This is a genomic window from Pseudomonas sp. Irchel 3H7 (assembly GCF_900187605.1).
Taxonomy (GTDB): domain Bacteria; phylum Pseudomonadota; class Gammaproteobacteria; order Pseudomonadales; family Pseudomonadaceae; genus Aquipseudomonas.
Genome location: NZ_FYEA01000014.1, coordinates 39,964 through 63,047, shown reverse-complemented (window position 1 = coordinate 63,047; position 23,084 = coordinate 39,964). Strand labels below are relative to the sequence as shown.

The 23,084-nt window shown below is 57.8% G+C and carries 23 protein-coding genes; 16 read left to right on the top strand and 7 right to left on the bottom strand.

All coding sequences use genetic code 11. The features are described from left to right. Window positions 1–112 precede the first annotated feature (112 nt). The 3 genes from sucC (at window position 113) to brnQ (ending at window position 3,876) form a co-directional block, all read left to right on the top strand. Entirely contained in the window at window positions 113–1,279 is a 1,167-nt protein-coding gene (gene sucC / locus CKW38_RS24880; RefSeq protein WP_007919879.1) for an ADP-forming succinate--CoA ligase subunit beta, read from the top strand. After that, window positions 1,279–2,160 (top strand): succinate--CoA ligase subunit alpha, encoded by an 882-nt coding sequence (gene sucD / locus CKW38_RS24875; RefSeq protein ID WP_008082972.1) that lies wholly within the window; start codon window positions 1,279–1,281, stop codon window positions 2,158–2,160. Before sucC ends, sucD begins: the two co-directional genes overlap by 1 nt. 402 nt (window positions 2,161–2,562) lie before the next feature. Continuing rightward, window positions 2,563–3,876, top strand: coding sequence for a branched-chain amino acid transport system II carrier protein (gene brnQ, locus CKW38_RS24870; RefSeq protein WP_007919876.1), 1,314 nt, complete (start codon window positions 2,563–2,565; stop codon window positions 3,874–3,876). Between the two features lie 95 nt (window positions 3,877–3,971). Here the strand turns inward: brnQ and CKW38_RS24865 are convergent, their stop codons facing one another. Further along, window positions 3,972–5,207, bottom strand: coding sequence for a hypothetical protein (locus CKW38_RS24865; protein WP_095114125.1), 1,236 nt, complete (start codon window positions 5,205–5,207; stop codon window positions 3,972–3,974). A 233-nt stretch (window positions 5,208–5,440) separates the two neighbouring features. On the opposite strand from CKW38_RS24865, the gene CKW38_RS24860 reads away from it, so the two are divergent. Together CKW38_RS24860 and CKW38_RS24855 are read left to right on the top strand one after the other, a co-directional pair. After that, window positions 5,441–6,178 carry a DUF599 domain-containing protein gene (locus CKW38_RS24860; protein ID WP_007919871.1) on the top strand — a complete coding sequence of 246 codons (738 nt, stop codon included), beginning with the start codon at window positions 5,441–5,443 and terminating at the stop codon, window positions 6,176–6,178. Then, window positions 6,178–6,579, top strand: a complete 402-nt coding sequence (locus CKW38_RS24855) for an MAPEG family protein (protein WP_095114124.1) — start codon at window positions 6,178–6,180, stop codon at window positions 6,577–6,579. The genes CKW38_RS24860 and CKW38_RS24855 overlap by 1 nt, the downstream gene beginning before the upstream one ends. Window positions 6,580–6,657: 78 nt before the next feature. On the opposite strand, the gene CKW38_RS24850 is transcribed toward CKW38_RS24855, so the two are convergent. Next, window positions 6,658–6,894, bottom strand: a complete 237-nt coding sequence (locus CKW38_RS24850) for a hypothetical protein (RefSeq protein WP_007919867.1) — start codon at window positions 6,892–6,894, stop codon at window positions 6,658–6,660. A 158-nt stretch (window positions 6,895–7,052) separates the two neighbouring features. Here CKW38_RS24850 and CKW38_RS24845 point away from each other — a divergent pair, with 158 nt between their 5' ends. The 4 genes from CKW38_RS24845 to CKW38_RS24830 all read left to right on the top strand — a co-directional run bounded on the left by CKW38_RS24845 (window position 7,053) and on the right by CKW38_RS24830 (window position 10,761). Further along, window positions 7,053–7,529, top strand: a complete 477-nt coding sequence (locus CKW38_RS24845; protein WP_007919865.1) for a PaaI family thioesterase — start codon at window positions 7,053–7,055, stop codon at window positions 7,527–7,529. Next, window positions 7,526–7,978, top strand: coding sequence for a PaaI family thioesterase (locus CKW38_RS24840; RefSeq protein ID WP_095114123.1), 453 nt, complete (start codon window positions 7,526–7,528; stop codon window positions 7,976–7,978). The genes CKW38_RS24845 and CKW38_RS24840 overlap by 4 nt, the downstream gene beginning before the upstream one ends. 82 nt (window positions 7,979–8,060) lie before the next feature. Further along, complete coding sequence (htpG, locus tag CKW38_RS24835) at window positions 8,061–9,965, top strand: molecular chaperone HtpG (RefSeq protein WP_095114169.1); 1,905 nt, start codon at window positions 8,061–8,063, stop codon at window positions 9,963–9,965. A 67-nt stretch (window positions 9,966–10,032) separates the two neighbouring features. Further along, entirely contained in the window at window positions 10,033–10,761 is a 729-nt protein-coding gene (locus CKW38_RS24830) for a dienelactone hydrolase family protein (RefSeq protein WP_095114122.1), read from the top strand. A gap of 246 nt (window positions 10,762–11,007) precedes the next feature. Here CKW38_RS24830 and CKW38_RS24825 read toward each other — a convergent pair whose 3' ends face one another. Further along, entirely contained in the window at window positions 11,008–11,874 is an 867-nt protein-coding gene (locus CKW38_RS24825) for a pirin family protein (protein WP_095114121.1), read from the bottom strand. A gap of 61 nt (window positions 11,875–11,935) precedes the next feature. Further along, a complete protein-coding gene (locus CKW38_RS24820) occupies window positions 11,936–12,352 on the bottom strand; it encodes an OsmC family protein (RefSeq protein WP_007919858.1) in 417 nt (138 codons plus the stop codon). A gap of 128 nt (window positions 12,353–12,480) precedes the next feature. Here CKW38_RS24820 and CKW38_RS24815 point away from each other — a divergent pair, with 128 nt between their 5' ends. Next, window positions 12,481–13,536 carry an amidohydrolase family protein gene (locus CKW38_RS24815; protein ID WP_095114120.1) on the top strand — a complete coding sequence of 352 codons (1,056 nt, stop codon included), beginning with the start codon at window positions 12,481–12,483 and terminating at the stop codon, window positions 13,534–13,536. A 130-nt stretch (window positions 13,537–13,666) separates the two neighbouring features. Further along, entirely contained in the window at window positions 13,667–15,292 is a 1,626-nt protein-coding gene (locus tag CKW38_RS24810) for a methyl-accepting chemotaxis protein (protein WP_095114119.1), read from the top strand. A gap of 286 nt (window positions 15,293–15,578) precedes the next feature. Here the strand turns inward: CKW38_RS24810 and CKW38_RS24805 are convergent, their stop codons facing one another. The 3 genes from CKW38_RS24805 to purM are packed head-to-tail and all read right to left on the bottom strand — an operon-like array spanning window position 15,579 to window position 18,009. Then, window positions 15,579–16,292 (bottom strand): DUF3108 domain-containing protein, encoded by a 714-nt coding sequence (locus CKW38_RS24805; protein ID WP_095114118.1) that lies wholly within the window; start codon window positions 16,290–16,292, stop codon window positions 15,579–15,581. 8 nt (window positions 16,293–16,300) lie between these two features. Next, entirely contained in the window at window positions 16,301–16,951 is a 651-nt protein-coding gene (gene purN / locus CKW38_RS24800) for a phosphoribosylglycinamide formyltransferase (RefSeq protein ID WP_007919841.1), read from the bottom strand. Further along, complete coding sequence (gene purM / locus CKW38_RS24795) at window positions 16,951–18,009, bottom strand: phosphoribosylformylglycinamidine cyclo-ligase (protein ID WP_095114117.1); 1,059 nt, start codon at window positions 18,007–18,009, stop codon at window positions 16,951–16,953. The genes purN and purM overlap by 1 nt, the downstream gene beginning before the upstream one ends. A 373-nt stretch (window positions 18,010–18,382) precedes the next feature. Here purM and CKW38_RS24790 point away from each other — a divergent pair, with 373 nt between their 5' ends. The 5 genes from CKW38_RS24790 (at window position 18,383) to CKW38_RS24770 (ending at window position 23,049) form a co-directional block, all read left to right on the top strand. Further along, entirely contained in the window at window positions 18,383–19,441 is a 1,059-nt protein-coding gene (locus tag CKW38_RS24790) for a DUF2066 domain-containing protein (RefSeq protein WP_007919832.1), read from the top strand. Window positions 19,442–19,475: 34 nt separating this feature from the next. Then, window positions 19,476–20,549: an AI-2E family transporter gene (locus tag CKW38_RS24785; protein WP_007919830.1), complete on the top strand. Its 1,074-nt coding sequence runs from the start codon at window positions 19,476–19,478 to the stop codon at window positions 20,547–20,549. 207 nt (window positions 20,550–20,756) lie between these two features. Continuing rightward, window positions 20,757–21,461 carry a DnaA regulatory inactivator Hda gene (gene hda, locus CKW38_RS24780; RefSeq protein WP_007919828.1) on the top strand — a complete coding sequence of 235 codons (705 nt, stop codon included), beginning with the start codon at window positions 20,757–20,759 and terminating at the stop codon, window positions 21,459–21,461. A 214-nt stretch (window positions 21,462–21,675) separates the two neighbouring features. Then, on the top strand, window positions 21,676–22,293 hold the full coding sequence (locus CKW38_RS24775; protein ID WP_007919826.1) for a C40 family peptidase: 618 nt from the start codon (window positions 21,676–21,678) through the stop codon (window positions 22,291–22,293). A gap of 219 nt (window positions 22,294–22,512) precedes the next feature. Beyond that, a complete protein-coding gene (locus CKW38_RS24770) occupies window positions 22,513–23,049 on the top strand; it encodes a C40 family peptidase (protein WP_007919825.1) in 537 nt (178 codons plus the stop codon). Window positions 23,050–23,084: the final 35 nt, after the last annotated feature.

The window sequence follows — 23,084 nt, the reverse complement described above, 5'->3', positions numbered from 1 at the left end:
CGTAGCTGCACCGGTTATCCGGAAAGGCTACGCAAGCAGCAGTCACAGGTGGCGCGGCACTCAAACGAGCGCAGCGCCGAATGCGCAGTACCTAACGAAGACGGTAAAAAGCATGAATCTTCACGAGTATCAGGGTAAGCAGCTGTTCGCTGAATACGGCCTGCCAGTTTCCACTGGTTACGCAGTAGACACCCCGGAAGCAGCAGCAGAAGCTTGCGACAAAATCGGCGGCAGTGAGTGGGTTGTCAAAGCCCAGGTCCACGCCGGTGGTCGCGGTAAAGCGGGCGGCGTCAAGCTGGTTCGCAGCAAAGAAGACGCCAAAGCCTTCGCACAGCAGTGGCTGGGCAAGCGTCTGGTGACTTACCAGACTGACGCCAATGGCCAGCCAGTCACCAAGATCCTGGTTGAATCGTGCACTGATATCGCTAAAGAGCTGTACCTGGGCGCTGTCGTTGACCGTTCGAGCCGTCGCATCGTGTTCATGGCTTCCACCGAAGGTGGCGTGGACATCGAGAAAATCGCTCACGACACTCCAGAAAAAATTCTCAAAGCCACTATCGATCCACTGGTTGGCGCTCAGCCATTCCAGGGTCGCGAGCTGGCATTCCAGCTGGGTCTGGAAGGCAAGCAGGTTGCTCAGTTCGCCAAGATCTTCGTAGGTCTGGCCAAACTGTTCAAGGATCACGACCTGGCTCTGCTGGAAGTGAACCCGCTGGTGATCAAGGCTGACGGCGATCTGCACTGCCTGGACGCCAAGATCAACATCGACGCCAACGCAATGTACCGTCAGCCTAAGCTGAAGACTTTCCACGATCCGTCGCAAGACGATCCGCGCGAAGCGCACGCTGCCAAGTTCGAACTGAACTACGTAGCACTGGAAGGCAACATCGGCTGCATGGTCAACGGTGCTGGCCTGGCCATGGGTACCATGGACATCGTCAACCTGCATGGCGGCAAGCCAGCCAACTTCCTCGACGTAGGTGGTGGCGCTACCAAAGAACGCGTAACTGAAGCGTTCAAGATCATCCTGTCCGACACCAACGTCGCTGCAGTACTGGTCAACATCTTCGGCGGCATCGTTCGCTGCGACATGATTGCCGAAGGCATCATCGGCGCTGTGAAAGAAGTCGGCGTGAAAATCCCGGTTGTTGTTCGCCTTGAAGGCAACAACGCTGAGCTGGGCGCTAAAGTACTGGCAGAAAGCGGTTTGAACATCATCGCTGCTACCAGCCTGACCGACGCTGCTCAACAAGTTGTCAAAGCTGCGGAGGGCAAATAATGAGCGTCCTGATCAATAAAGACACCAAAGTTATCTGCCAGGGTATTACCGGTTCGCAAGGTAGTTTCCACACCCAGCAAGCCATCGAATACGGCACCAAAATGGTTGGTGGCGTTACTCCTGGCAAAGGCGGCACCGAGCACCTGGGTCTGCCAGTGTTCAACACCGTTAAAGACGCAGTAGAGGCCACTGGCGCTACCGCTTCCGTGATCTACGTTCCGGCTCCTTTCTGCAAAGATTCGATCCTGGAAGCGGCATTCGGCGGCATCAAGCTGATCGTCTGCATCACCGAAGGCATTCCTACCCTGGACATGCTGGACGCTAAAGTTAAGTGCGACGAGCTGGGCGTAGTCCTGATCGGCCCTAACTGCCCAGGCGTGATCACTCCAGGCGAATGCAAGATCGGCATCATGCCAGGTCACATTCACTTGCCAGGCAAGGTCGGTATCGTTTCCCGTTCCGGCACCCTGACCTACGAAGCTGTGAAGCAGACTACTGACGCCGGTTTCGGTCAGTCGACTTGCGTCGGCATCGGTGGTGACCCGATCCCGGGTTCGAACTTCATCGACATCCTGAAGCTGTTCCAGGAAGACCCGAAGACCGAAGCGATCGTCATGATCGGTGAGATCGGCGGTTCGGCTGAAGAAGAAGCGGCTGCCTACATCAAGGCACACGTGACCAAGCCGGTTGTTTCCTACATCGCTGGTGTGACTGCTCCTCCGGGCAAGCGCATGGGCCATGCTGGCGCAATCATCTCTGGCGGCAAAGGCACTGCAGACGAGAAATTCGCTGCTCTGCAAGACGCAGGCGTGAAAACCGTGCGTTCGCTGGCAGACATCGGCAAGGCCCTGGCCGAGCTGACCGGTTGGGCTGTCAAGTAAGCCTCGCGCTTAGCTTGCAACTCTGCTGACAAAGGCCACCTTCGGGTGGCCTTTGTTGTTTCTGCAATTTGGAAGATCAAAAGATCGCAGCCTTCGGCAGCTCCTACAGAGAATTGCGATCCCCTGTAGGAGCTGCCGAAGGCTGCGATCTTTTGATCTTTGCCGTACCAACGAAAAATAGATACGTAAACGCGACACAGAAACGTCGCGTATCGGATAGTTCGCCCTCTAACAGTGCGTTTGCAGGCCAAATTCGTTAGGCTAGCAGCCATTTTTGCGTCTGCCGCCCACAAGGCATGCAACGCGCTTTAAGGGTCAGTCCCATACGGATCGACAGCATTTCCCTAATTACACAGGGCAATCCCCCTCTAAATTCCGATTCAGTAGTGTGGTATTACCTTAATGAAAGTTTTGAAAGGTCAGGACATCCTGGCACTTGGCTTTATGACATTTGCCCTGTTCGTTGGGGCTGGCAACATCATTTTCCCGCCGATCGTTGGCTTGCAGGCCGGACCTCACGTCTGGATGGCCGCGCTGGGCTTCCTGATCACCGCGGTGGGTCTGCCGGTGATCACCGTCGTTGCATTGGCCAAGGTCGGTGGGGCAATGGATGCGCTGAGCAGCCCGATCGGCAAGATCGCTGGCGGCATTTTGGCCGCGGCTTGCTACTTGGCGGTCGGCCCGTTGTTCGCCACCCCGCGTACTGCGACCGTATCGTTTGAAGTAGGCTTGGCGCCGCTGACCGGCGAAAGCCCGTTGGCACTGTTCCTCTACAGCTCGGTGTACTTCCTGCTGGTGTTCTTCATCTCGCTCTACCCTGGGCGTTTGCTGGACACCGTTGGCCGCTTCCTCGCGCCGCTGAAAATCATCGCACTGGCAGTGCTCGGCATCGCTGCATTCGCCTTGCCGGCGGGTGATATCGGTCACGGCACGCCTGAGTATGTGGCGGCACCGTTCTCCCAAGGCTTTATCAATGGTTACCTGACCATGGATACCCTCGGCGCGCTGGTGTTCGGCATCGTCATCGTTAACGCGATCCGCTCCCGTGGCGTCGAGTCGCCGGCGCTGATCACCCGTTACGCGATCATCGCTGGCCTGATTGCCGGTGTCGGTCTGGCGCTGGTGTATGTCAGCCTGTTCCGCCTTGGTTCCGGCAGCCACGAAGTAGCAGCGGGCGCGACCAATGGCGCGGCGGTATTGCACGCGTATGTGCAACACACCTTCGGTTCGCTGGGCAGCGGTTTCCTCGCAGTGCTGATCTCGCTGGCGTGTCTAGTGACGGCGGTCGGTCTGACTTGTGCGTGTGCCGAATACTTCAGCCGTGTGCTGCCACTGTCCTACAAGACTCTGGTAATCATTCTGGCGGCGTTCTCGCTGCTGGTGTCCAACCTGGGTCTGACCAAGCTGATTGCCTTCTCGATTCCGGTGCTGACCGCGATCTATCCGCCGTGCATCGTCTTGGTGGCGCTGAGCTTCTGCAAAGATTTCTGGCATGAGCACGGCCGTATCCTCGGTCCGGTGATGCTGGTGTCGTTCATCTTCGGCACCATCGACGCGCTGAAAGGCGCCGGTCTGGCCGGCTGGATGCCATCGCAGTTGTCCCACTTGCCGCTGAGCGAGCAGGGGCTGGCATGGCTGGTGCCGTGCGTGATGACGCTGGTGGTTGCGGTTGTTTGTGATCGCATGCTCGGCAAGCGCAGCGAAGCGGTTGCCTGACGTTACCTGACCCGCCAAAAGCGGGTCTTCAACGCTTAAACAGAAATGCCCCGTATCAATCGATACGGGGCATTTTTTATGAAAGCTGATAATTCTCAGCCCCGATAACGTACGACCAGAGCCCCTAAATTGATGTTGTCGCTTGCGCGGCTCAGGAGTATTCGCTTGTCGGGCTGCACTGCCACCGAAATCCACTGCATTCCAGGCCCCAAGTACTGAGTAACGTATCCCTTGCCTTCACCAAAGTCTGTGTCTGGTTTTCCCGTTGCCAGATAGCGGCAGGCGAGCATTTGCTCTCTTGTTCTTTGTCCCGTGCCTCCCACCACGACCAGACCATCCTTAGGCTCCCCACTCAGATCGAACCAACTGCAACCGTCGGTTAATCCAAGATCAGTGACGATAGGCGTACCCTGATTGAATGCAATATTTTGTTTACCGTTCGGGTTGTACGCGGCCATCATTCCCCTGCGCCCTTTACCCCAATCGTCGTTAGGAGCGGTGTCGACTTCACCGGCAATAAAAAAACTGCCGTCAGCACGTAGCATCAGGCTTCGTACGCGGGTCGGGTAATTCGATGGAAAAAGGACAGTTCCAGTGCCATCATCGCCGAAGCCTTTATGGGGCGTTCCATCCACATTCAGGCGCACGATCATTCCTTTTTGAGACCCCTCCATCGTCCCTGCGACTGTGATCATTCCATTCTCAGCAACCGAAATCGAAGAGATGTTCAGTGCAAGATCTAACCAGCCTTTGCCGTTAAAAGTGGTATCAAAAACTCCTTCCTGATCAAGTCTGAACAGTCGGTTGTTTTGACCGACGAGAATTTTTTCATCAGCGGTCAGTACTACCCTGGTTCTGGAACGCGAGTTAGCGAAAGTCCCTGGTTTTGATGGTTGCGATTTGGACTGCGGGAGAAAAGGGATGTAAACCGTCCCATCGGGACCGAACTCGCGATCTCTTTCACCATCAGCGAAAAATCTGGCAAGCGCAAACCGGTTCCCTTGGTCCTCATCATATTGAAACCCGAAAAGCAGCGCCTTCCCGTCTTTATAAACACAGGCGCCAGTTCCGCTGGCTTGTCCCGAACCTGTAAACGTACCTACGATCGAACCGTTTTTGTTGAAGCCAGTATCGTTAGTGCCGTCCGCCAGTAATTGCGCCAAATGAAAACTGACCTTGCCGTCTACAAAGGTTTGTCCCACGAGAAGGATTTTTCCATCAGGGCGCAGGCCTGCGATGCTCAGAGCCTGGCTTCCCGGAGCAAAAGAGTCGGCATACCCTTGATTACCGAATGTTGCGTCAATGGGCAGTGCAGCGTTCGAAGGTGTCATGATCGAGTCCTTGTCTGGGTTAGCGTGCCTGTCAGTATTCTCTGGTCATAAACAACCTTATGCCCGCCTCACCCTCGGTGCTACTGTCAGAGTTGACAGGTATCAGCCTTCGCAAATTAATAGCTGCGGTCTATTTTTGAATAAATTCGACTCTCGAATGAGCGTGTCTTTTTGCGAGCCAATACGTCGAAACAAAGGGTTACTCCCATCATTCCTCATGCTCAGGAAAACGAATGTCGTTCATCCAAGCCAACCTGATTCACCTGCTCGCCGCCATCTGGTTTGTCATCTGCTGGGGTGGTTATACCCGTTATGCCTCCTGGAAAGGCCGCGATACAGCGTGTCTGGCCAGCGTGCTGCACCTGTACCGCGAAGACTGGATGCGCCGCATGCTGTTGCGTGACAACCGCATCGCCGACGCCAGCGTAATTGGTAATCTTGAACGCAACGCCTCGTTCTTCGCCTCCAGCACATTGATCATCCTCGCCGGCATTCTCACCGTGCTTGGTGCCTCGGAGCGGGCGGTGTCGTTGCTGGCTGACATCCCGATGGTGCAGCAGGCATCGCAGGGCATGTCGGAAATCAAGTTGCTGTGTCTGGCGATGGTGTTCGTCTACGCCTTCTTCACCTTTAGCTGGTGTATGCGTCAGTACAATTTTGCGGCGGTTTTGGTCGGGTCGGCGCCAATGATCGGTGAGCGACATGTCTCCGAACAGGAGCGCAAGGCGTTCGCTGCGCGGGCGGCGCGGGTGATTTCGATGGCGGCGAACCAGTTCAACTTCGGGCTGCGCTCTTACTACTTCGGCATGACCATGCTGGCGTGGTTCGTCAGCCCGTGGCTGTTCATGCTGATGAGCGCCGGGGTGGTGTTGGTCTTGTATCGCCGCGAGTTTCATTCCGACGTTCTCGATGTCATGGTCTATACCCCTACAGAAGCTCCCATTCCCGAGACAAACAAAGAGGTCGCTTGATGAGTATTCCGTTCTGGTGTGTGTTTATCACTGCGCTGTTGATTTATATCGCGCGTATGCCGGTGGGCAAGGCGATGAAAGAGCAGGGCGGTTACAACAACCACCTGCCGCGTCAGCAACAGGCGCAACTGACCGGCTACGGCGCGCGGGCGCTGGCGGCGCATCAGAATACGATTGAAGGGTTCATGTTGTTCGCGGTCGGCGTGTTGATGGCGCACACCACTCAGACGGCAGGATGGCTGATCGATACATTGGCGATCGTTTTTGTTATCGCGCGGATTCTCTATTTGTGGCTCTATCTGGCCGACCAACCCAAGCTGCGCAGCCTGGTTTGGGTAGTTGGCGTACTGTGCTCGTTGCTACTGATGATTAGTCCGACTTTTAGAACAGTCTTGCTCTAAGACGAGCCTGGCGCTAGATGACAGGCAAAAGAAAACCCGCACTTGGCGGGTTTTCTTTTTTCTGCAGCAAAAAGCGAATTATTGCTTCTTGGCAGCTTCTTCTTGTGCAGCAGCGTTCGATTCAGCCTGAGCTTTGGCAGCTTCGGCGTTTTCTTTCGCAGCGTCGTTCACTTTATCCTGAGCTTTGTTCATGTCTTGCTGAGCTTGTTCAGCATGTTGGTTGGCATCTTGAGCTTTGTCCTCGGATTTTTTATCGCAGGCAGCGAGACCGAGGGAAGCGGTCAACATCAAGGCAATAGCAAAAGTCTTACGCATGGGGTGTTTCTCCTTATGGAAAATAACTACTGGCCTTAAGAACTCGGCGCTACAGGTTAAGTTCCTCATTTCTTTCAGATATATAAGTTTGTTTTTACACGGAACTTTTGCTGTATTGCTTACTACTGGCAAAAGGCTCTAACGAGAGTAATTATCAAATGGACGGAAACCCCGTTTTTGAGCGCGCGACGCGGTTTCTCTCCGCGCTGCGACACTGTCAGGTACTCGGATTGCGCGTGCACAGCGCGTCCAGCGAAGGGCTTACGGTGATCCTTCCGTACAGCACGAAAATCGTAGGTAATCCACAGACCGGCGTGATCCACGGCGGCGCAATCACTTCGTTGATGGACACCGCCTGCGGAATGTCCACGCTGTGCGTTTTGCCGGAATTCGAGGTCTGCCCGACGCTCGACCTGCGCATCGACTACATGCATGCCGCCGAACCCGATAAAGATGTGTATGGCTTCGCTCAGTGCTACCGGGTGACCACCGACGTAATCTTCGCTCGCGGTTTCGCCTATCAGGACGATCCCGAGCAGCCGATCGCCCATGTGGTCGGTACGTTCATGCGCATGGGCAAGGGCCTCAAAGGCACAAAAGGCTTTGGCGGTGTAATCAAGGGAGAAGGGCAATGAGCGATGACCTCAAGCAGCAATTGCTCAAGGCTCACGCGCAGGGCGATTACGCGCCGCTGTTGCAGTTGATTCCCTACGCCGGGCTGATCGGCATCGAATGCTCACGCGTCGGCGATGAATTGCTGTTCAAGCTTCCTGCGAACAAGGACAACATTGGTAACCCTTTATTGCCGGCAATCCATGGCGGGGTGATCGCCGGGTTCATGGAGCTGGCCGCCACCCTGCATCTGTTGATCTTCACCGGTGCGCCCGGGGTGCCGAAGATCATCGACTTCTCTCTCGATTACCTACGCGCCGGGCAGTTTCGCGACACTTGGGCCAAATGTCAGGTGTGTCGCCAGGGCCGGCGTGTAGCCAACGTCGCCATCACCGCCTGGCAAAGTACCGAAAGCGAACCGATTGCCACCGCGCGCGCGCACTTCAAAATCGATGAGCCCTTGAAATCCTGAACAGCGCCCCAAACTCACAAGACAACCCGCCGCCGACCATTTCGGGTCGCGGCCACTGCCATCTGATTGGAGTTTGATGACCATGAGTGTGGAAACTCAAAAGGAAACCCTGGGCTTCCAGACCGAGGTAAAGCAGCTGCTGCACCTCATGATCCATTCGCTGTATTCCAACAAGGAAATTTTCCTTCGCGAATTGATCTCGAACGCCTCTGACGCTGTCGACAAACTGCGCTTCGAAGCCCTGGCCAAGCCAGAGCTGCTTGAAGGCGGCGCTGACCTGAAAATCCGTGTGAGTTTCGACAAGGACGCCAAGACCGTCACCCTCGAAGACAACGGTATCGGCATGAACCGTGACGATGTGATCACCCACCTGGGGACCATCGCTAAATCCGGCACTGCCGATTTCATGAAGAATCTTTCTGGCGATCAGAAGAAAGATTCGCACTTGATCGGCCAGTTCGGTGTGGGCTTCTACTCTGCCTTCATCGTTGCCGACCAGGTTGACGTGTACAGCCGTCGCGCCGGCACCCCGGCCAGCGAAGGCGTGCACTGGTCGTCGAAAGGCGAGGGCGAGTTCGAAGTCGCCACCATCGACAAGCCAGAGCGCGGCACCCGTATCGTCCTGCACCTGAAAGCCGCCGAAGACGAATTCGCCGATGGCTGGCGTCTGCGCAACATCATCAAGAAGTATTCCGACCACATCGCTTTGCCGATCGAACTGCCGAAAGAAGCGGCAGCTGCCGAAGGCGAAGAGGCTCCGGCCGTTGAATGGGAAACCGTCAACCGCGCCAGCGCTCTGTGGACCCGTCCGCGCACTGAAGTGAAGGACGAGGAATACCAGGAGTTCTACAAGCACATCGCGCACGACTTTGAAAACCCGCTGGCCTGGAGCCACAACAAAGTCGAAGGCAAGCTCGAATACAGCTCGCTGCTGTACGTGCCGGCCCGCGCACCGTTCGACCTGTACCAGCGTGAAGCGCCGAAAGGCCTGAAGCTGTACGTGCAACGCGTGTTCGTCATGGATCAGGCCGAGTCGTTCCTGCCGCTGTACCTGCGCTTCATCAAAGGCGTGGTCGACTCCAACGACCTTTCGCTGAACGTGTCGCGGGAAATTCTGCAGAAAGACCCGATTATCGATTCGATGAAGACCGCGCTGACCAAGCGCGTGCTCGACATGCTGGAAAAACTGGCGAAGAACGAGCCTGAGCAATACAAGGGCTTCTGGAAGAACTTCGGTCAGGTCATGAAAGAAGGCCCGGCAGAAGACTTCGCCAACAAAGAGAAAATTGCCGGTCTGCTGCGTTTCGCATCGACCAATGGCGACGACGGCGAGCAGATCGTCGGTCTGGCCGACTACCTGGCCCGCGCCAAGGAAGGTCAGGACAAGATCTACTACCTCACCGGCGAAACCTACGCGCAGGTTAAAAACAGCCCGCACCTGGAAGTCTTCCGCAAGAAAGGCATCGAAGTGCTGCTGCTGACCGACCGTATCGACGAGTGGCTGATGAGCTACCTCAGCGAGTTCGACGGCAAGACTTTCGTCGACGTGGCACGTGGTGACCTCGATCTGGGCAACCTGGACTCGGAAGAGGACAAGAAAGCCGCAGAAGAAGTCGCCAAGTCCAAAGAAGGTCTGGTCGAGCGTCTGAAAACTGCGCTGGGCGATTGCGTGGCTGAAGTACGGGTTTCGCATCGTCTGACCGATTCGCCGGCCATTCTGGCCATCGGCGAACAGGATCTGGGTCTGCAAATGCGTCAGATCCTCGAAGCCAGCGGACAGAAAGTGCCGGATTCGAAGCCGATCTTCGAATTCAACCCAAGCCACCCGCTGATCGAGAAACTCGATGGCGAGCAGAGCGAAGAGCGTTTTGGCGACCTGTCGCACATCCTCTTTGATCAGGCAGCCCTGGCTGCCGGCGACAGCTTGAAGGATCCGGCCGCCTATGTGCGCCGTCTGAACAAGCTGCTGGTTGAGCTGTCGGTTTAACCAAGTCGTAGAAAAACCCGCTTCGGCGGGTTTTTCATTCTGGTGTTTAACCAATCAGGAGTCAGAAATGAGCCAAGTCACTGTACGTTCCGTGGTCTATCAGATCGACGGCCAGCCTTATGAAGGTCGTTTGGCATTCGACGCCGAGCACAACGGCGCGCTTCCGGGTTTGTTGATGGCGCCGAACTGGATGGGTGTCAGCGCCGGTGCCGAAGAGATAGCCAAATCGGTGGCGGCCAAGGGCTACGTGGTGCTGATCGCTGACGTCTATGGTCAGGCGGTGCGCCCGCAAAACGCTGATCAGGCTGGTGCGGCGATGATGCCGTTGAAGGATGATCGCGCGCTGCTGCGCAAACGTATGCAAGCGGCGTTCGAGCAATTGCAGAAGCAGGGCGAAGCAGCGGTCGATACGTCGAAACTGGCGGTGTTCGGTTTCTGCTTTGGCGGTTGCTGTGCGCTGGATCTGGCGCGCACTGGCGCGGCGGTGAAGGCTGCGGTGTCGTTCCACGGTACGCTGGATTCGCCGAATCCTGCCGATGCGCAGAATATCAAGGGTTCGGTATTGGTGATGCACGGTGCTTCTGACCCGTTGGTGCCGAAAGAACAGTTGCCGGCGTTTGAAGACGAGATGAACGCGGCGAAAGTGGACTGGCAACTGCTGAGCTACGGCGGTGCGGTGCACTCCTTTACCGATCCGCATGCCAATGTGCCGGGCAAGATGATGTACGACGCGAAGACCGCCAAGCGCGCATTCAAGTCGATGCATGATTTGCTGGATGAAGTGTTCAAGGGCTAAAAGCCTGAAAAGCAAAAGCCCCTCACCCTAACCCTCTCCCAAAGGGAGAGGGGACTGATTGGGGGGTATTTCAGAGGTCCGCCGACCTGAAAATGCTTATGTGAATCCGAAATCGTCTGCTGTGTTTAGCTGAACCTATAATCGACGCTATATATCAGGTCGATGGATGACTGAAGACACCTCGGTCGGCTCCCTCACCCTCCGGGCGGTCCGACGTTTCGGGAGGGCTGGGGTGAGGGTGGCTTTTCAGCGCGGCAACTCGATCCGCTCAACTTCCCCTGGCACCGTCGGCCAGTCCCCGGTCGCCCACTTGCGCCGCGCTTCATCGATCGCCGCCGGATCGCTCGCCACAAAATTCCAGTTGATCCGCCGAGGCCCGTCCAGCGGCGCGCCGCCAAACACCACGGCGTGAACATCACTCTCGGCAAACAGACTCATCTCTTCCCCGGCCGGCAATACCGCCAGCGCATGCGGTTCAAGCGCTTCACCGTTCAGTTGCGCATCCCCACTCAGCACATAAACCGCCCGCTCTTCATGCTCGGTCGGAATCAGCAACGTGGTCGCCGTTTGCATCTGCACTTCCGCATACAACGTAGGAGAAAGCACCGGCACCGGCGATTCCAGGCAAAAGCCTGACCCGGCAATCATCCGGATCTGTACACCGAGGTTATCGCTGACCGGCAACGTCGCTGCCGGGTGATGGCTGTAATGCCCCGGGCCTTGCTCGTGATCCTTGGGCGACGCCAGCCAGATCTGCAAACCGTGCATGGTGAAGCTTTTGTCCCACAACGGCTCAGGCGTGCGTTCAACGTGAGCAATCGCGCTACCGGCAGTCATCCAGCTGACATCGCCAGCGCTGACCACCTGATCCGAGCCAAGGCTGTCCTTGTGCTGGATCTGTCCTTCGAACAGATACGTGAGCGTCGACAGACCAATGTGCGGGTGCTGTCGGATGTTCATGCCTTTGCCCGTCGGATAAACCGTCTCGAGCATGTGATCAAAAAACACGAAAGGCCCGACGCTGCGGCATTTGGCTGACGGCAGCGGGCGCAGAATCGGCTGGCCTTCGACGTCTTCGGCGCGCGGGCGGATGATCAGAGGTTGCGTGTCCATGGTGCATTCCAGGCTGAGCGGGTGATGCCAGAAGCATAACCCGCCGCTGGCATGAGGAGGATTACTGGCTGTCGAAGCCTTGCGGGGCGTGGGTTTCGATGCTGACGTCGGTTGTGGTCATCAGTTTATGAATCGGGCAGCGGTCGGCGACGCGCAGCAGTTCCTCACGCTGGGCATCGGTGAGTACGCCTTTGAGAGTGAGGGTGACGTGCAGGACGTATTTGCCTTTTTGTTCTTCGCTGTTATCGCGTTTGACGTCGACCCCGACGCCGGTCAGCGGGATGTCTTTCTTCTTCGCGTACATCTTCAGGGTCAGCGCTTTGCAGGCGCCGAGGGCGGCATCGAAATAGTCGTGCGGCTCAGGCGCCGAGCCTTCGCCGCCGGCGGATTTCGGCACGTCGGCAAACAGTTCGTGGTCATCAATCTGTACGGTGTGACGAAAACCTTCAGCGGAGACGGTATTGACGGTAACGGTCATGGGAACCTCACTGGCAGTAGGAAAAGTCGTTCGATCAAAAAAGACCTTGCAGTTATAGAGCATTCCCACCGGCACGCGTTCCACTTTCCTGCGGGATGAACCCTTGTCGTCAGGGCGGGGTCTAGGCTATGCCTACTTGCCGGAGATTACTTGTGTCCCTGTATCGTTTGAGTCTTGCCTGTCTTCTGCTGCTTGCCGGCAACGTCAGCGCCCGCGATTACACCTACAGCGATGCGCACCTGCATTACGTGGATTTTTTCCAGGAAAGCGCAGGCATGGCGAAACTGCTGACGGCGATGAAGAACGGTTCCGTCGAGCATGTGATGATTTCTGGCATTCCGGTGGCGAAAAAATGGCATGAGGACGAACCCAAGCGTCCGCGCTACTACGCTGGCGATGACGCTGATGCCTATTGGTACAGTGCGACCGACGTGATTGTCGCCGACGCCGTGCAAAAGCTGAGCGCCGAGCAGCGGCCGTACTTTCATCCGTTTCTGTCGGGCTTCAACCCCAACGACAAGAACTCTGCCGCACACATCCAGCGCATGCTCGATCTGTATCCGGGGCTGTGGCAGGGCATCGGCGAGGTGTTCACCCGGCATGACGACCTCACGGCGCTGACGTCCGGCGACACGCCGCGGGCCAACAACGAGGCGATGACCAAGATCTATCATCTCGCCGCCGAGAACGATCTGCCGGTGATGCTGCATTCCAATATCACCTCCAAGCGTGAGAAGAATCCGCTGTATCTGAAGGAAGTCGAAGAGCCGCTGCGTAATCACCCACACACGCGATTTATCTGGGCGCACGCAGGCACCAGTGCTGAAATTCATCGGCATCAGACACAGTTGCCGTTCTTGCTGCCGACCCTGACGCGCATGCTCGAGGCTTACCCCAATTTGTTCATTGATTTGTCGTGGAGCATGCTCACGCCGTATCTGCTGGACGAGCAGGGCAAGCCGCGCCCGGAATGGCTGGCGCTGGTCGAGAAGTACCCGGACCGCTTCATGCTTGGCTCGGACGTGGTAGGGCGTTTCAACAAGCTCGGTGAGGAAATGCATAGCTTCAAGCCGTTCCTTGATGCCTTGCCCGAGGACGTTGCGAAAAAAGTCGCTCGGGATAATTTCCTGGCGATCTTGCCGCGAACGGTGCTCAAGTCCGGCAAAACCGCGCTGAATCGTTAATGCCCACGGTTCGGAGTATTAAGGCCTTTTGATATCACGTTTTGGTCTTACGCAAATTTTCGCCGGGCCGATACCTTCTAAAGCAACCAGCTGCAGGGTTGATGCAGCGCTTTTGGAAGGAACCAGAGCAATGAGTATCCGTAGTCTCAATATTGCCCCGCGCGCCGGCCTCGGTTTTGGGCTGTTGGCGCTGATGGTGTTTGCCCTCGGGGCGTTCGCTTTGCTGCAAATGTCGAACATGCGCGCCCAATCTGACGAGGTCGATAACAATTGGCTGCCCAGCGTCATGGCGGTCGGTGAGATGAGTCAGGACATGCTGCGCCTGCGCGCATTGACCATGCGCCTGTTGCTCAATCGCGATCCGCAGGCGCTGGAGCAGAATGTCGTCAAACTCAATGAGCTGCGTGGGGTGCTGAGTGAGGCTCAGCAGCGTTACGACGTGCTGATCGTGCTGCCCGAAGAGCGCAAGCTGTTTGATCGCTTCAAGGTTGCCGAGCATCAGTACCTGGAGTTTCAGGCGCAGGTCATGCAGTTATCTGCGCAGAATCGCGTGGAAGAAGCCGCGACCATTCTCAATGGCCAGATGAGTCCGCTGGCCGACGAAATCGCGGTGCTGCTGCGCGAGCTGGTCGAACTGAATAAACACAATGCCAATCTCGCCACTGAAGCGGCGCGACTGGTGTTTATCAATTCGCGGGTGTGGGTCGGGGTGATGATCGGCGTGACCGCGCTGATCACCATCGGCCTCGCCCTGCTGCTGACGCGCAGCATTGTGCTGCCGCTGGCGCAGTCGTTGGGTGTCGCCGAGGTGGTGGCGGGTGGGGACCTGACCGGTGATATCAGCATCAGCGGCAAGGACGAACCGGCGCGACTGCTTCATGCGCTCAAGAGCATGCAGCACAACCTGCGCGACACTATCCGGCAAATATCCGAGTCTTCCAGCCAATTGGCCTCGGCCTCGGAAGAGCTGAGCTGCGTCACGGAAGACGCCACGCGCGGGCTGCATCAGCAGAGTCTGGAAATCGAGCAGGCCGCTACTGCGGTCAATCAGATGACCGCTGCGGTGGAGGAGGTGGCCAGCAATGCGGTGGCCACCTCGCAAGCTTCGCGTGAGTCCGATCGCATTGCTCAGCATGGCCGTGAACAAGTGCGCCAAACCGTTTCGTCGATAGAGTTGCTCGCCGAAGACGTGACCAACAATGCGTCGCAGGTCGAAGATCTGGCGCAGAAGGTTCATGGCATCAGCAAAGTATTGGATGTGATTCGTTCGATTGCCGAACAAACCAATCTGCTCGCGTTGAACGCTGCGATCGAGGCTGCACGGGCCGGTGATGCCGGGCGCGGGTTTGCCGTGGTGGCGGATGAGGTGCGGGCCTTGGCGCATCGCACCCAGCAGTCGACGCAAGAGATTGAACAGATGATTGGCGGCATTCAGCAGGGCACTGATTCAGCGGTCGGTTCGATGCAGCAAAGCAATGTGCGGGCGCGTTCGACGCTGGAATTGGCCAAGGCTGCCGGGACTGCACTTGAAGAGATCGCCTCGGCATTCACACTGATCAACGAGCGTAATCTGGTGATCGCCAGTGCCTCGGAAGAGCAGGCAGCGGTGGCGCGGGAGGTGGATCGCAATCTGATGAACATTCGTGATCTGGCGATGCAGACCTCGGCGGGGGCTAATCAGACGAGTGCGGCGAGTCAGGAGCTGTCGCGGTTGGCGGTGGATCTGAACAGCATGGTGGCGAAGTTTTCGGTTTGAGGTTCGCCTTCAAAAGCCCCTCACCCTAACCCTCCCGAAACGTCGGACCGCCCAGAGGGAGAGGGGACTGACCGTGGAGGATTAGCGAGTTACGCCGACCTGATCTTGCTTTGGGGAATCCATAATCGACTCGACTTTTCAGGTCGATGCATGGCGCCAGACATCTCGGTCAGCTCCCTCTCCCTCGGGAGAGGGCTGGGGTGAGGGGCGAGCCAGGTACAAATCTCCAATCCAGCACGCAAAAAAAAGCCCCGCATTTCGCGGGGCTCTTTGATGTAGCGGCGGATCAGCTGCCTTTAACGGTTTTGCCGTTGACCGTGCCGTCCTGGAGCATGATGTTGTACTCCTTGCCGTCGGTTTCAACCTGTTGCAGACGAACCAGCAGGTAATCCCAGTCCTTGGCGAACCACAGGACGGTGATGCGCTTGCTTTGTGTCGGGTCGCGTACGCGCTCGACCTTGATTGCATCGATCTGACCAGCCTTGGTCTCGACTTTTTCCGAACCCAGCACGCGGAAGTCATAGGTATCGACTTCGCCGTCATCGACCACTTGATAGCTCATGGTTTTCTTGCCGGCAGCGACATCATGCTGCAGCGCCAGTTGATAGGTGGACTTGTCGACCATGCCACGGTTCAGCGGGATTTTCACCGCGTCGCCACGGTCGGTGCCAGTGACCATTTTGCTGTTCCAGTCAAAATCCAGATCAGCCTTTTTCGCTTTGCCCAGGCCGCCACGTTCGAAGTGGTAGGACTGCGGCAGCAGGGTGTCCTTGTCCAGGGTCAGGGTGCTTTCTTCAGTCAGGCTGGCGATCATCATCGAGGCCTTGAAGCTGAGCTTCCAGACGCCGTTGGCTTCCTTGACCAGACTGCGCTCGGCGGTGCCGCTCATGGGCAGTTGCTTCCAGTCGGCGGTGTAGCTGGCGGAGAACGGTTGAAGTTCGGCTGCCTGCGCGAAGGGCAGGGCGAGCAGAGCGCAAGCGAAGAGCAGGGCGCGACGCATAATATCTCCTAGTTTCGAATCAAGTGGCCGCTGGCCGCGAGTAACTGGCCATCCAGTAAAGCACCGTGTTCACCGAGTGCCAGCCTGCCTTCGGCAAACCAGCGTACTGCCATCGGGTAGATCAGGTGTTCCTGAACGTGTACTCGCTGCGCGAGACTCTGCGGCGTATCGTGCAACTCTACCGGTAATACTGCCTGTACGACCAGTGGTCCGCCATCGAGTTCCTCGGTGACGAAGTGCACGGAGCAGCCGTGCTCCGTGTCGCCGGCTTCCAGCGCGCGCTGATGAGTGTGTAACCCTTTGTATTTGGGTAGCAGCGACGGGTGGATGTTGAGCAGGCGCCCCTGGTAGTGGCGAACGAAATCAGCGCTGAGAATGCGCATGAAACCGGCCAGCACCACGAGTTTCGGTTGGAATTCGTCGATCAGTTCGATCAGAGCAGCATCGAAGGCCTCGCGGCCTTCAAATGCCTTGTGATCCAGCGAGCGGGTGGCGATACCCGCGTCACTGGCGCGTTGCAGGCCGTAGGCGTCGGCGCGATTGGAAATCACTGCAGCGATGCGGACCGGGCTGTCGCCGGTCCGCGTGCTGTCGATCAAAGCCTGCAAGTTACTGCCGGTGCCGGACAACAGCACCACGACATCACAGGTTGCGGACATTAATGAGCCTTAAGGTTCTGCAGATCAACCTGGGCAGCGCCTTCGGCAGCGGCAGCGATCTGACCGATGACCCAAGGCTGTTCGCCGGCGTCACGCAGGGTGTTCAGGGCAACTTCTACGTGTTCCTGAGCCACGCAGATAACCATGCCAACGCCGCAGTTCAGCACGCGGTGCATCTCGGTTTCGTCAACATTGCCTTTTTCTTGCAGCCAGTCGAACACGGCCGGGCGAGTCCAGCTAGCCACGTCAACCACCGCCTGAGCGCCTTTTGGCAGAACGCGCGGGATGTTGTCGAGCAGGCCACCACCGGTGATGTGGGCCATGGCTTTGACGGCGCCGGTGTCTTTGATCAGCTTGAGCAGCGGCTTCACGTAGATGCGGGTCGGGGCCATCAGCAGGTCGGTCAGCGGTTTGCCGTCGAGCTGGATGTTTTCGATGTCGGCGTCGGAGACTTCGATGATCTTGCGGATCAGCGAGTAGCCGTTGGAGTGCGGGCCGGAGGATGGCAGCGCGATCAGGGCGTCACCGGTGGCGACTTTCGAGCCGTCGATGATTTCCGATTTTTCCACGACGCCGACGCAGAAGCCGGCCAGGTCGTAGTCTTCGCCTTCGTACATGCCAGGCATTTCAGCGGTTTCGCCGCCAACCAGCGAGCAACCCGACAGTTCGCAGCCAGCGCCGATGCCGGTCACTACCTGGGCAGCGGTGTCGACATTGAGTTTGCCGGTGGCGTAGTAGTCGAGGAAGAACAGTGGCTCAGCGCCGCAAACCACGAGGTCGTTGACGCACATGGCAACCAGGTCGATACCGATGCTGTCGTGCTTGTTCAGGTTCAGCGCCAGACGCAGTTTGGTGCCGACGCCGTCGGTACCGGAAACCAGTACGGGCTGCTTGTAGCCGGCCGGGATTTCGCAGAGGGCGCCGAAACCGCCCAGGCCGCCCATGACTTCCGGGCGCGCAGTGCGCTTGGCGACGCTCTTGATGCGTTCGACCAATGCTTCACCGGCGTCGATGTCTACACCGGCGTCCTTGTAGCTCAGGGAGGGTTGCTTGCTCATGATCCAGGCCTTTAGGGGAGGGGATTCAGGGGTAACGACCGAGTTCAGCGGGAACTTCGAAATCGACGGGGCGATGGCCTCACGCGAGTTTCGAGGTGCCCGGCTGTTGCCGGTCTGCGAAGGCGCGCGATTTTATCAGGCTTGAGGGGCAGCGGCCATCCTCGCACCGACGGGCAGGGCCATATCTCGGGAAATTTTTTGCAATTAAGGCCTGCGGGTGCCTGTATAAGGTGTGGCGATTAACCGTCTATCGTTATCACTGTGCAAAAACTTACCGCTGTCGTGTGAATGTTTGGTGCTGGCAGATTGTCACAGCCATGCTCAACCGATTCACGCGGCCTGTTCCAGCCGCTCCTGTCGACGGGAATTTTCCATGCGTTTTTGTAAATTGTTGTTTGTGGGTTGCTTGTCGCTGATCAGCCTGGCGAGTCACGCCGAAAACCTCAAAGGCCTCTATCAAGTACGTGAGCCGGTCAATGGCCAGGCACCGGAAGAGCGTGATCGCGCCACGCAGGCGGCGCTCGACACGTTGGTCTTGCGTTTGACTGGCGATCCGAAGGCTGCGCAAAACCCGGGGCTGGCGGCGATTCGCAAGGATCCGCAGCAGATCATCAGTCAATTCGGTTTTGATGCCGGGCCGCCGGAGGTGCTGAAAGTCGATTTCGATCCGGCGACCACCGAGCAGGCGCTGCGGCGTGCCGGGTTGTCGGTGTGGGGTGCGAGTCGCCCGTCGATTCTGAGCTGGTGGCTCAACGATTCGGCTGAGGGTTCCAGTCTGGTCGGTGATGGTCAGGCCGCTGCGGCGCCGTTGCGTACGGCAGCTCAACATCGCGGCTTGCCATTGCGTTTGCCGCTGGCGGACTTGAGTGAGCAATTGGTTGCCACGGCGCCAGCGCTGGAAGGCACCGATCCGGCGCCGTTGCGCGGCGCGTCCGAACGCTACAACGCTGATGCCTTGCTCGCGGTGCATGCCCGTGAAGAGGGCGGGCAGTGGCAGGCCAAGTGGCACCTGTGGCTGGGCGATCAGAAAGAGGCTGGCAGTGTGCAGGGCGCCGATCAGGCTGCGGTCGCTGACGCGGTGATGCTGGCGGTGGCTGAGCGGCTGGCGCCTCGGTTTGTTGCCAAGCCGGGCGCTTCGGGGCAGCAGACTCTGGAAGTGCAGGGGATGAATCTTGAACACTACGCGGCGCTGTTGCGGTTACTTGAGCCGTTTGGCGTGCGTCTGCAAAGTGTTGATGGCGATCGCATCGTCTATCGGGTCAACGGCAGTGCAGATCAAATGCGCGCGCAATTGTCGCTGGCGAAGTTGCAGGAGTTGCCGGCTGAAGCCCCGGTGCCGGTCGCAGCACCACAACCTGCGGTTGCGGGCGCAGCACCTGTCGTGGCTCCGGCCCCGGCACCAGCAGCACCTTCGTTGCGGTTTCGCTGGTAAGTCTTTCCTTATATAGAAGCTACAGGAGTGGTACATGGCCGATACGCGGCGTTGGTTCTGGCTCGGTGGGGTAATCCTGCTTTGCGCGTTTGTGTGGTTGCTGCATCCGATCCTCACGCCGTTTCTGGTGGCGCTGCTGCTGGCTTATCTGTTCGATCCGCTGGTGGATCGCCTGGAAAGACTCGGGCTGTCGCGTACGTGGGGGGTAATCGCGGTATTTGCCTTGTTCACCCTGATCGTCACCGCGCTGTTACTGGTGCTGGTGCCGATGCTCGCCAAGCAGTTGCTGCGGTTGTACGAACTGGCGCCGCAAATGCTCGACTGGCTGCAACACACGGCGTTACCGTGGGCGCAGGCGAAGCTGGGTCTGTCGGATGGTTTCTGGAAGTTCGACAAGGTCAAAGCGGCGATCAGCGAACACATGGGCCAGACCACCGACATCGTCAGTGTGGTACTCAGTCAGGCGACGGCGTCGAGTCTGGCGCTGATTGGCTGGCTGGCGAATCTGGTGCTGATTCCGGTGGTGAGTTTCTACCTGCTGCGTGACTGGGACGTGATGATGGCCAAGATCCGCAGTCTGCTGCCGCGCGATCGGGAGGAGACTATCGTATCGCTGGCCGGTGAATGTCATGAGGTGCTGGGCGCGTTTGTTCGCGGGCAGTTGTTGGTGATGGTGGCGCTGGGCGTGATTTACGCGGCGGGCCTGATGATTATCGGGCTGGAGCTGGGGCTGTTGATCGGTCTGATCGCGGGCCTGGCGGCGATCGTGCCGTACATGGGCTTTGTGATCGGTATTGGCGCGGCGTTGATTGCCGGTTTGTTCCAGTTCGGTGGCGATCTGTACCCGATGGTCGGGATCGTCGCGGTGTTCATGGTCGGTCAGGCGCTGGAAGGCATGGTGCTGACCCCGCTGCTGGTGGGCGATCGCATCGGTCTGCATCCGGTGGCGGTGATCTTCGCGATTCTGGCCGGTGGCGAGCTGTTCGGTTTTACCGGTGTGCTGCTGGCGTTGCCGGTGGCGGCGGTGATCATGGTGCTGGTGCGCCATGTGCACGACTTGTACAAGGATTCCGACATCTATAGTGGTGTTGACGATCCGCAGTTGTAATGGCGCAGGGGCGGCCCGGCAAATCGCCGGGTTGGCCCGTGTCCTGCAGGCGCTGGCGCCAAGGAATCTGTCATAAAACCGGTGCGTTAACGCAAACCTTTGATTTTGCTTGGACTCTGTCGCATTGTGCGCTCAGCTTCACGGGTATAAACTTCGCAAACTTTACACAGAGGCCACTAACGGTTCCTTGAGAACTGTTCAGTCAGCATGAAACCGATTCAGCTGCCCCTAGGTGTGCGTCTGCGTGACGACGCCACCTTCATCAACTACTACCCAGGCGCCAATGCCGCTGCACTCGGCTATGTCGAGCGTCTATGCGAAGCCGACGCCGGCTGGACAGAAAGCCTGATCTACCTGTGGGGCAAACACGGCGTAGGGCGTACGCATCTGTTGCAGGCAGCGTGTCTGCGTTTTGAGCAAATGGGCGAGCCGGCGGTGTATTTGCCGTTGGCCGAGTTGATGGATCGCGGCGTCGAAATCCTCGACAACCTTGAGCAGTACGAGCTGGTTTGCCTGGACGACTTGCAGGTGATTGCCGGCAAGGCTGACTGGGAAGAGGCGATGTTTCATCTGTTCAACCGTCTGCGTGACAGCGGTCGGCGTCTGCTGATCGCCGCGTCAACCTCTCCGCGTGAACTGCCGGTCAAACTGGCTGACTTGAAATCGCGCCTGACCCTGGCGTTGATTTTCCAGATGCGCCCGCTCTCCGATGAAGACAAATTGCGCGCCCTGCAATTGCGCGCGTCGCGTCGCGGTCTGCACCTCACCGATGAAGTCGGGCATTTTATTTTGACGCGCGGCACCCGCAGCATGAGTGCGCTGTTCGACTTGCTTGAGCAGCTCGATCAGGCCTCGTTGCAGGCTCAACGCAAGCTGACCATTCCCTTCCTCAAAGAAACCCTAGGCTGGTAACGGCGCGGCTTTCTGCGTGTTTCGGCATAATTCAGGCGCCAGAAAATCCGCTTTCCTGCAAGCTGTGCAGGCCGCGTCTCGGTTCAAATGGGCTTAAGCGCTTAGATGTAAACGAGAAACCGAGAAGTCACAAAAAGATCGATTGAATTTGCAAATGAGGCTGATAGCGGGCATAGTCTCGGCTTCTTTACAACTATCAGCCACGGTCGTGCCCATGCTAAAGCGCTTCGCACCCCTCGTGCCTCTCGCACTCGTCACCCTGTTGTACGGTTGCGCTGCTCATTCTCCAGTTCAAGAGCAGCCTCAACAGGTTAAAAATTCTGCCACGGCCCAATCTTCCGTTATTTATCAGGAAGAGCTGGACACCGAAAAAGAACTCAACGAATTCAATGGCAAGAAGCCTTATCAGCTTCCTGTTCTGGCCGACAGCATCCTCGAACGCGGCATGTCCCTGATCGGTACCCGTTACCGTTTCGGCGGTACCTCTGAAGCCGGTTTCGATTGCAGCGGTTTCATCGGCTACCTGTTCCGCGAAGAAGCCGGCATGAACCTGCCACGCTCGACCCGCGAAATGATCAACGTTGATGCGCCGCTGGTCTCGCGCAGCAACCTTGAGCCGGGCGATCTGCTGTTCTTCGCCACCAACGGTCGTCGCGGTCGTGTCAGTCACGCCGGGATCTACCTCGGTGACAACCAGTTCATCCACTCCAGCAGTCGTCGCAGCGGCGGTGTTCGCATCGACAGCCTGGGTGACAGCTACTGGAGCAAGACCTTCATCGAAGCGAAACGCGCTCTGGCCAACGCTCCAACTGTAGTCACTGCTCGCAAGTAATCCCTTGTTGTCGCTGCGTTCGCGGCGACAATCAGGCTTGCGGTAACGGAGTAGACTTAGACTTTACAAGGTGAAGTTAAAGTCTTACTTGAAGTTTGCCGCGTAGCCGCTAGAATCCTGTATCTATATTGATGGCAAACCGCCTGCGTGCTCACGCAGGCGGTTTTGTTTTCTGTCCATCGGCAGAAAAAGCCGCAGCCAGATCAGGATGTTCTGCTTATGACGATGTCGGCCCGCCTCACTTTGATCTTCTTCGCAGCGCTGCTCAGCGCCTGCGCCAGTCGCACACCGCCTCCTGCGCCGGTGGTTCGCGCACCGGTCGTGTTCGGCCCCTCCCAAGCTTTTTCGCCTGCTGCTGAAGACGTGCTGTTTCGCGCGCTCGGTCTGGTCGGCACGCCCTATCGTTGGGGCGGCAACACGCCGGATTCAGGGTTTGATTGCAGCGGGCTGATCGGTTTTGTCTACCGTGATGCGGCGGGCATCTCTTTGCCGCGTTCGACGCGTGAGCTGATCGTCATGCAGGCACCGAATGTCGGTAAAGAAGGCTTGCAGACTGGCGATCTGATCTTCTTCGCCACCAATGGCGGCTCGCAGGTCAGTCATGCGGGGATTTACGTCGGGGAAGGGCGCTTCGTGCATGCGCCGGCCACGGGCGGCACGGTGAAGCTGGACAGCCTGTCGAAGGCGTACTGGCAGAAAGCTTATCTGAGTGCCAAGCGGGTGTTGCAGCCGGAGCATCTGGCGCATAACCCGTAATTCAAGCAGCCCACATCCCATGTAGGAGTGAGCCT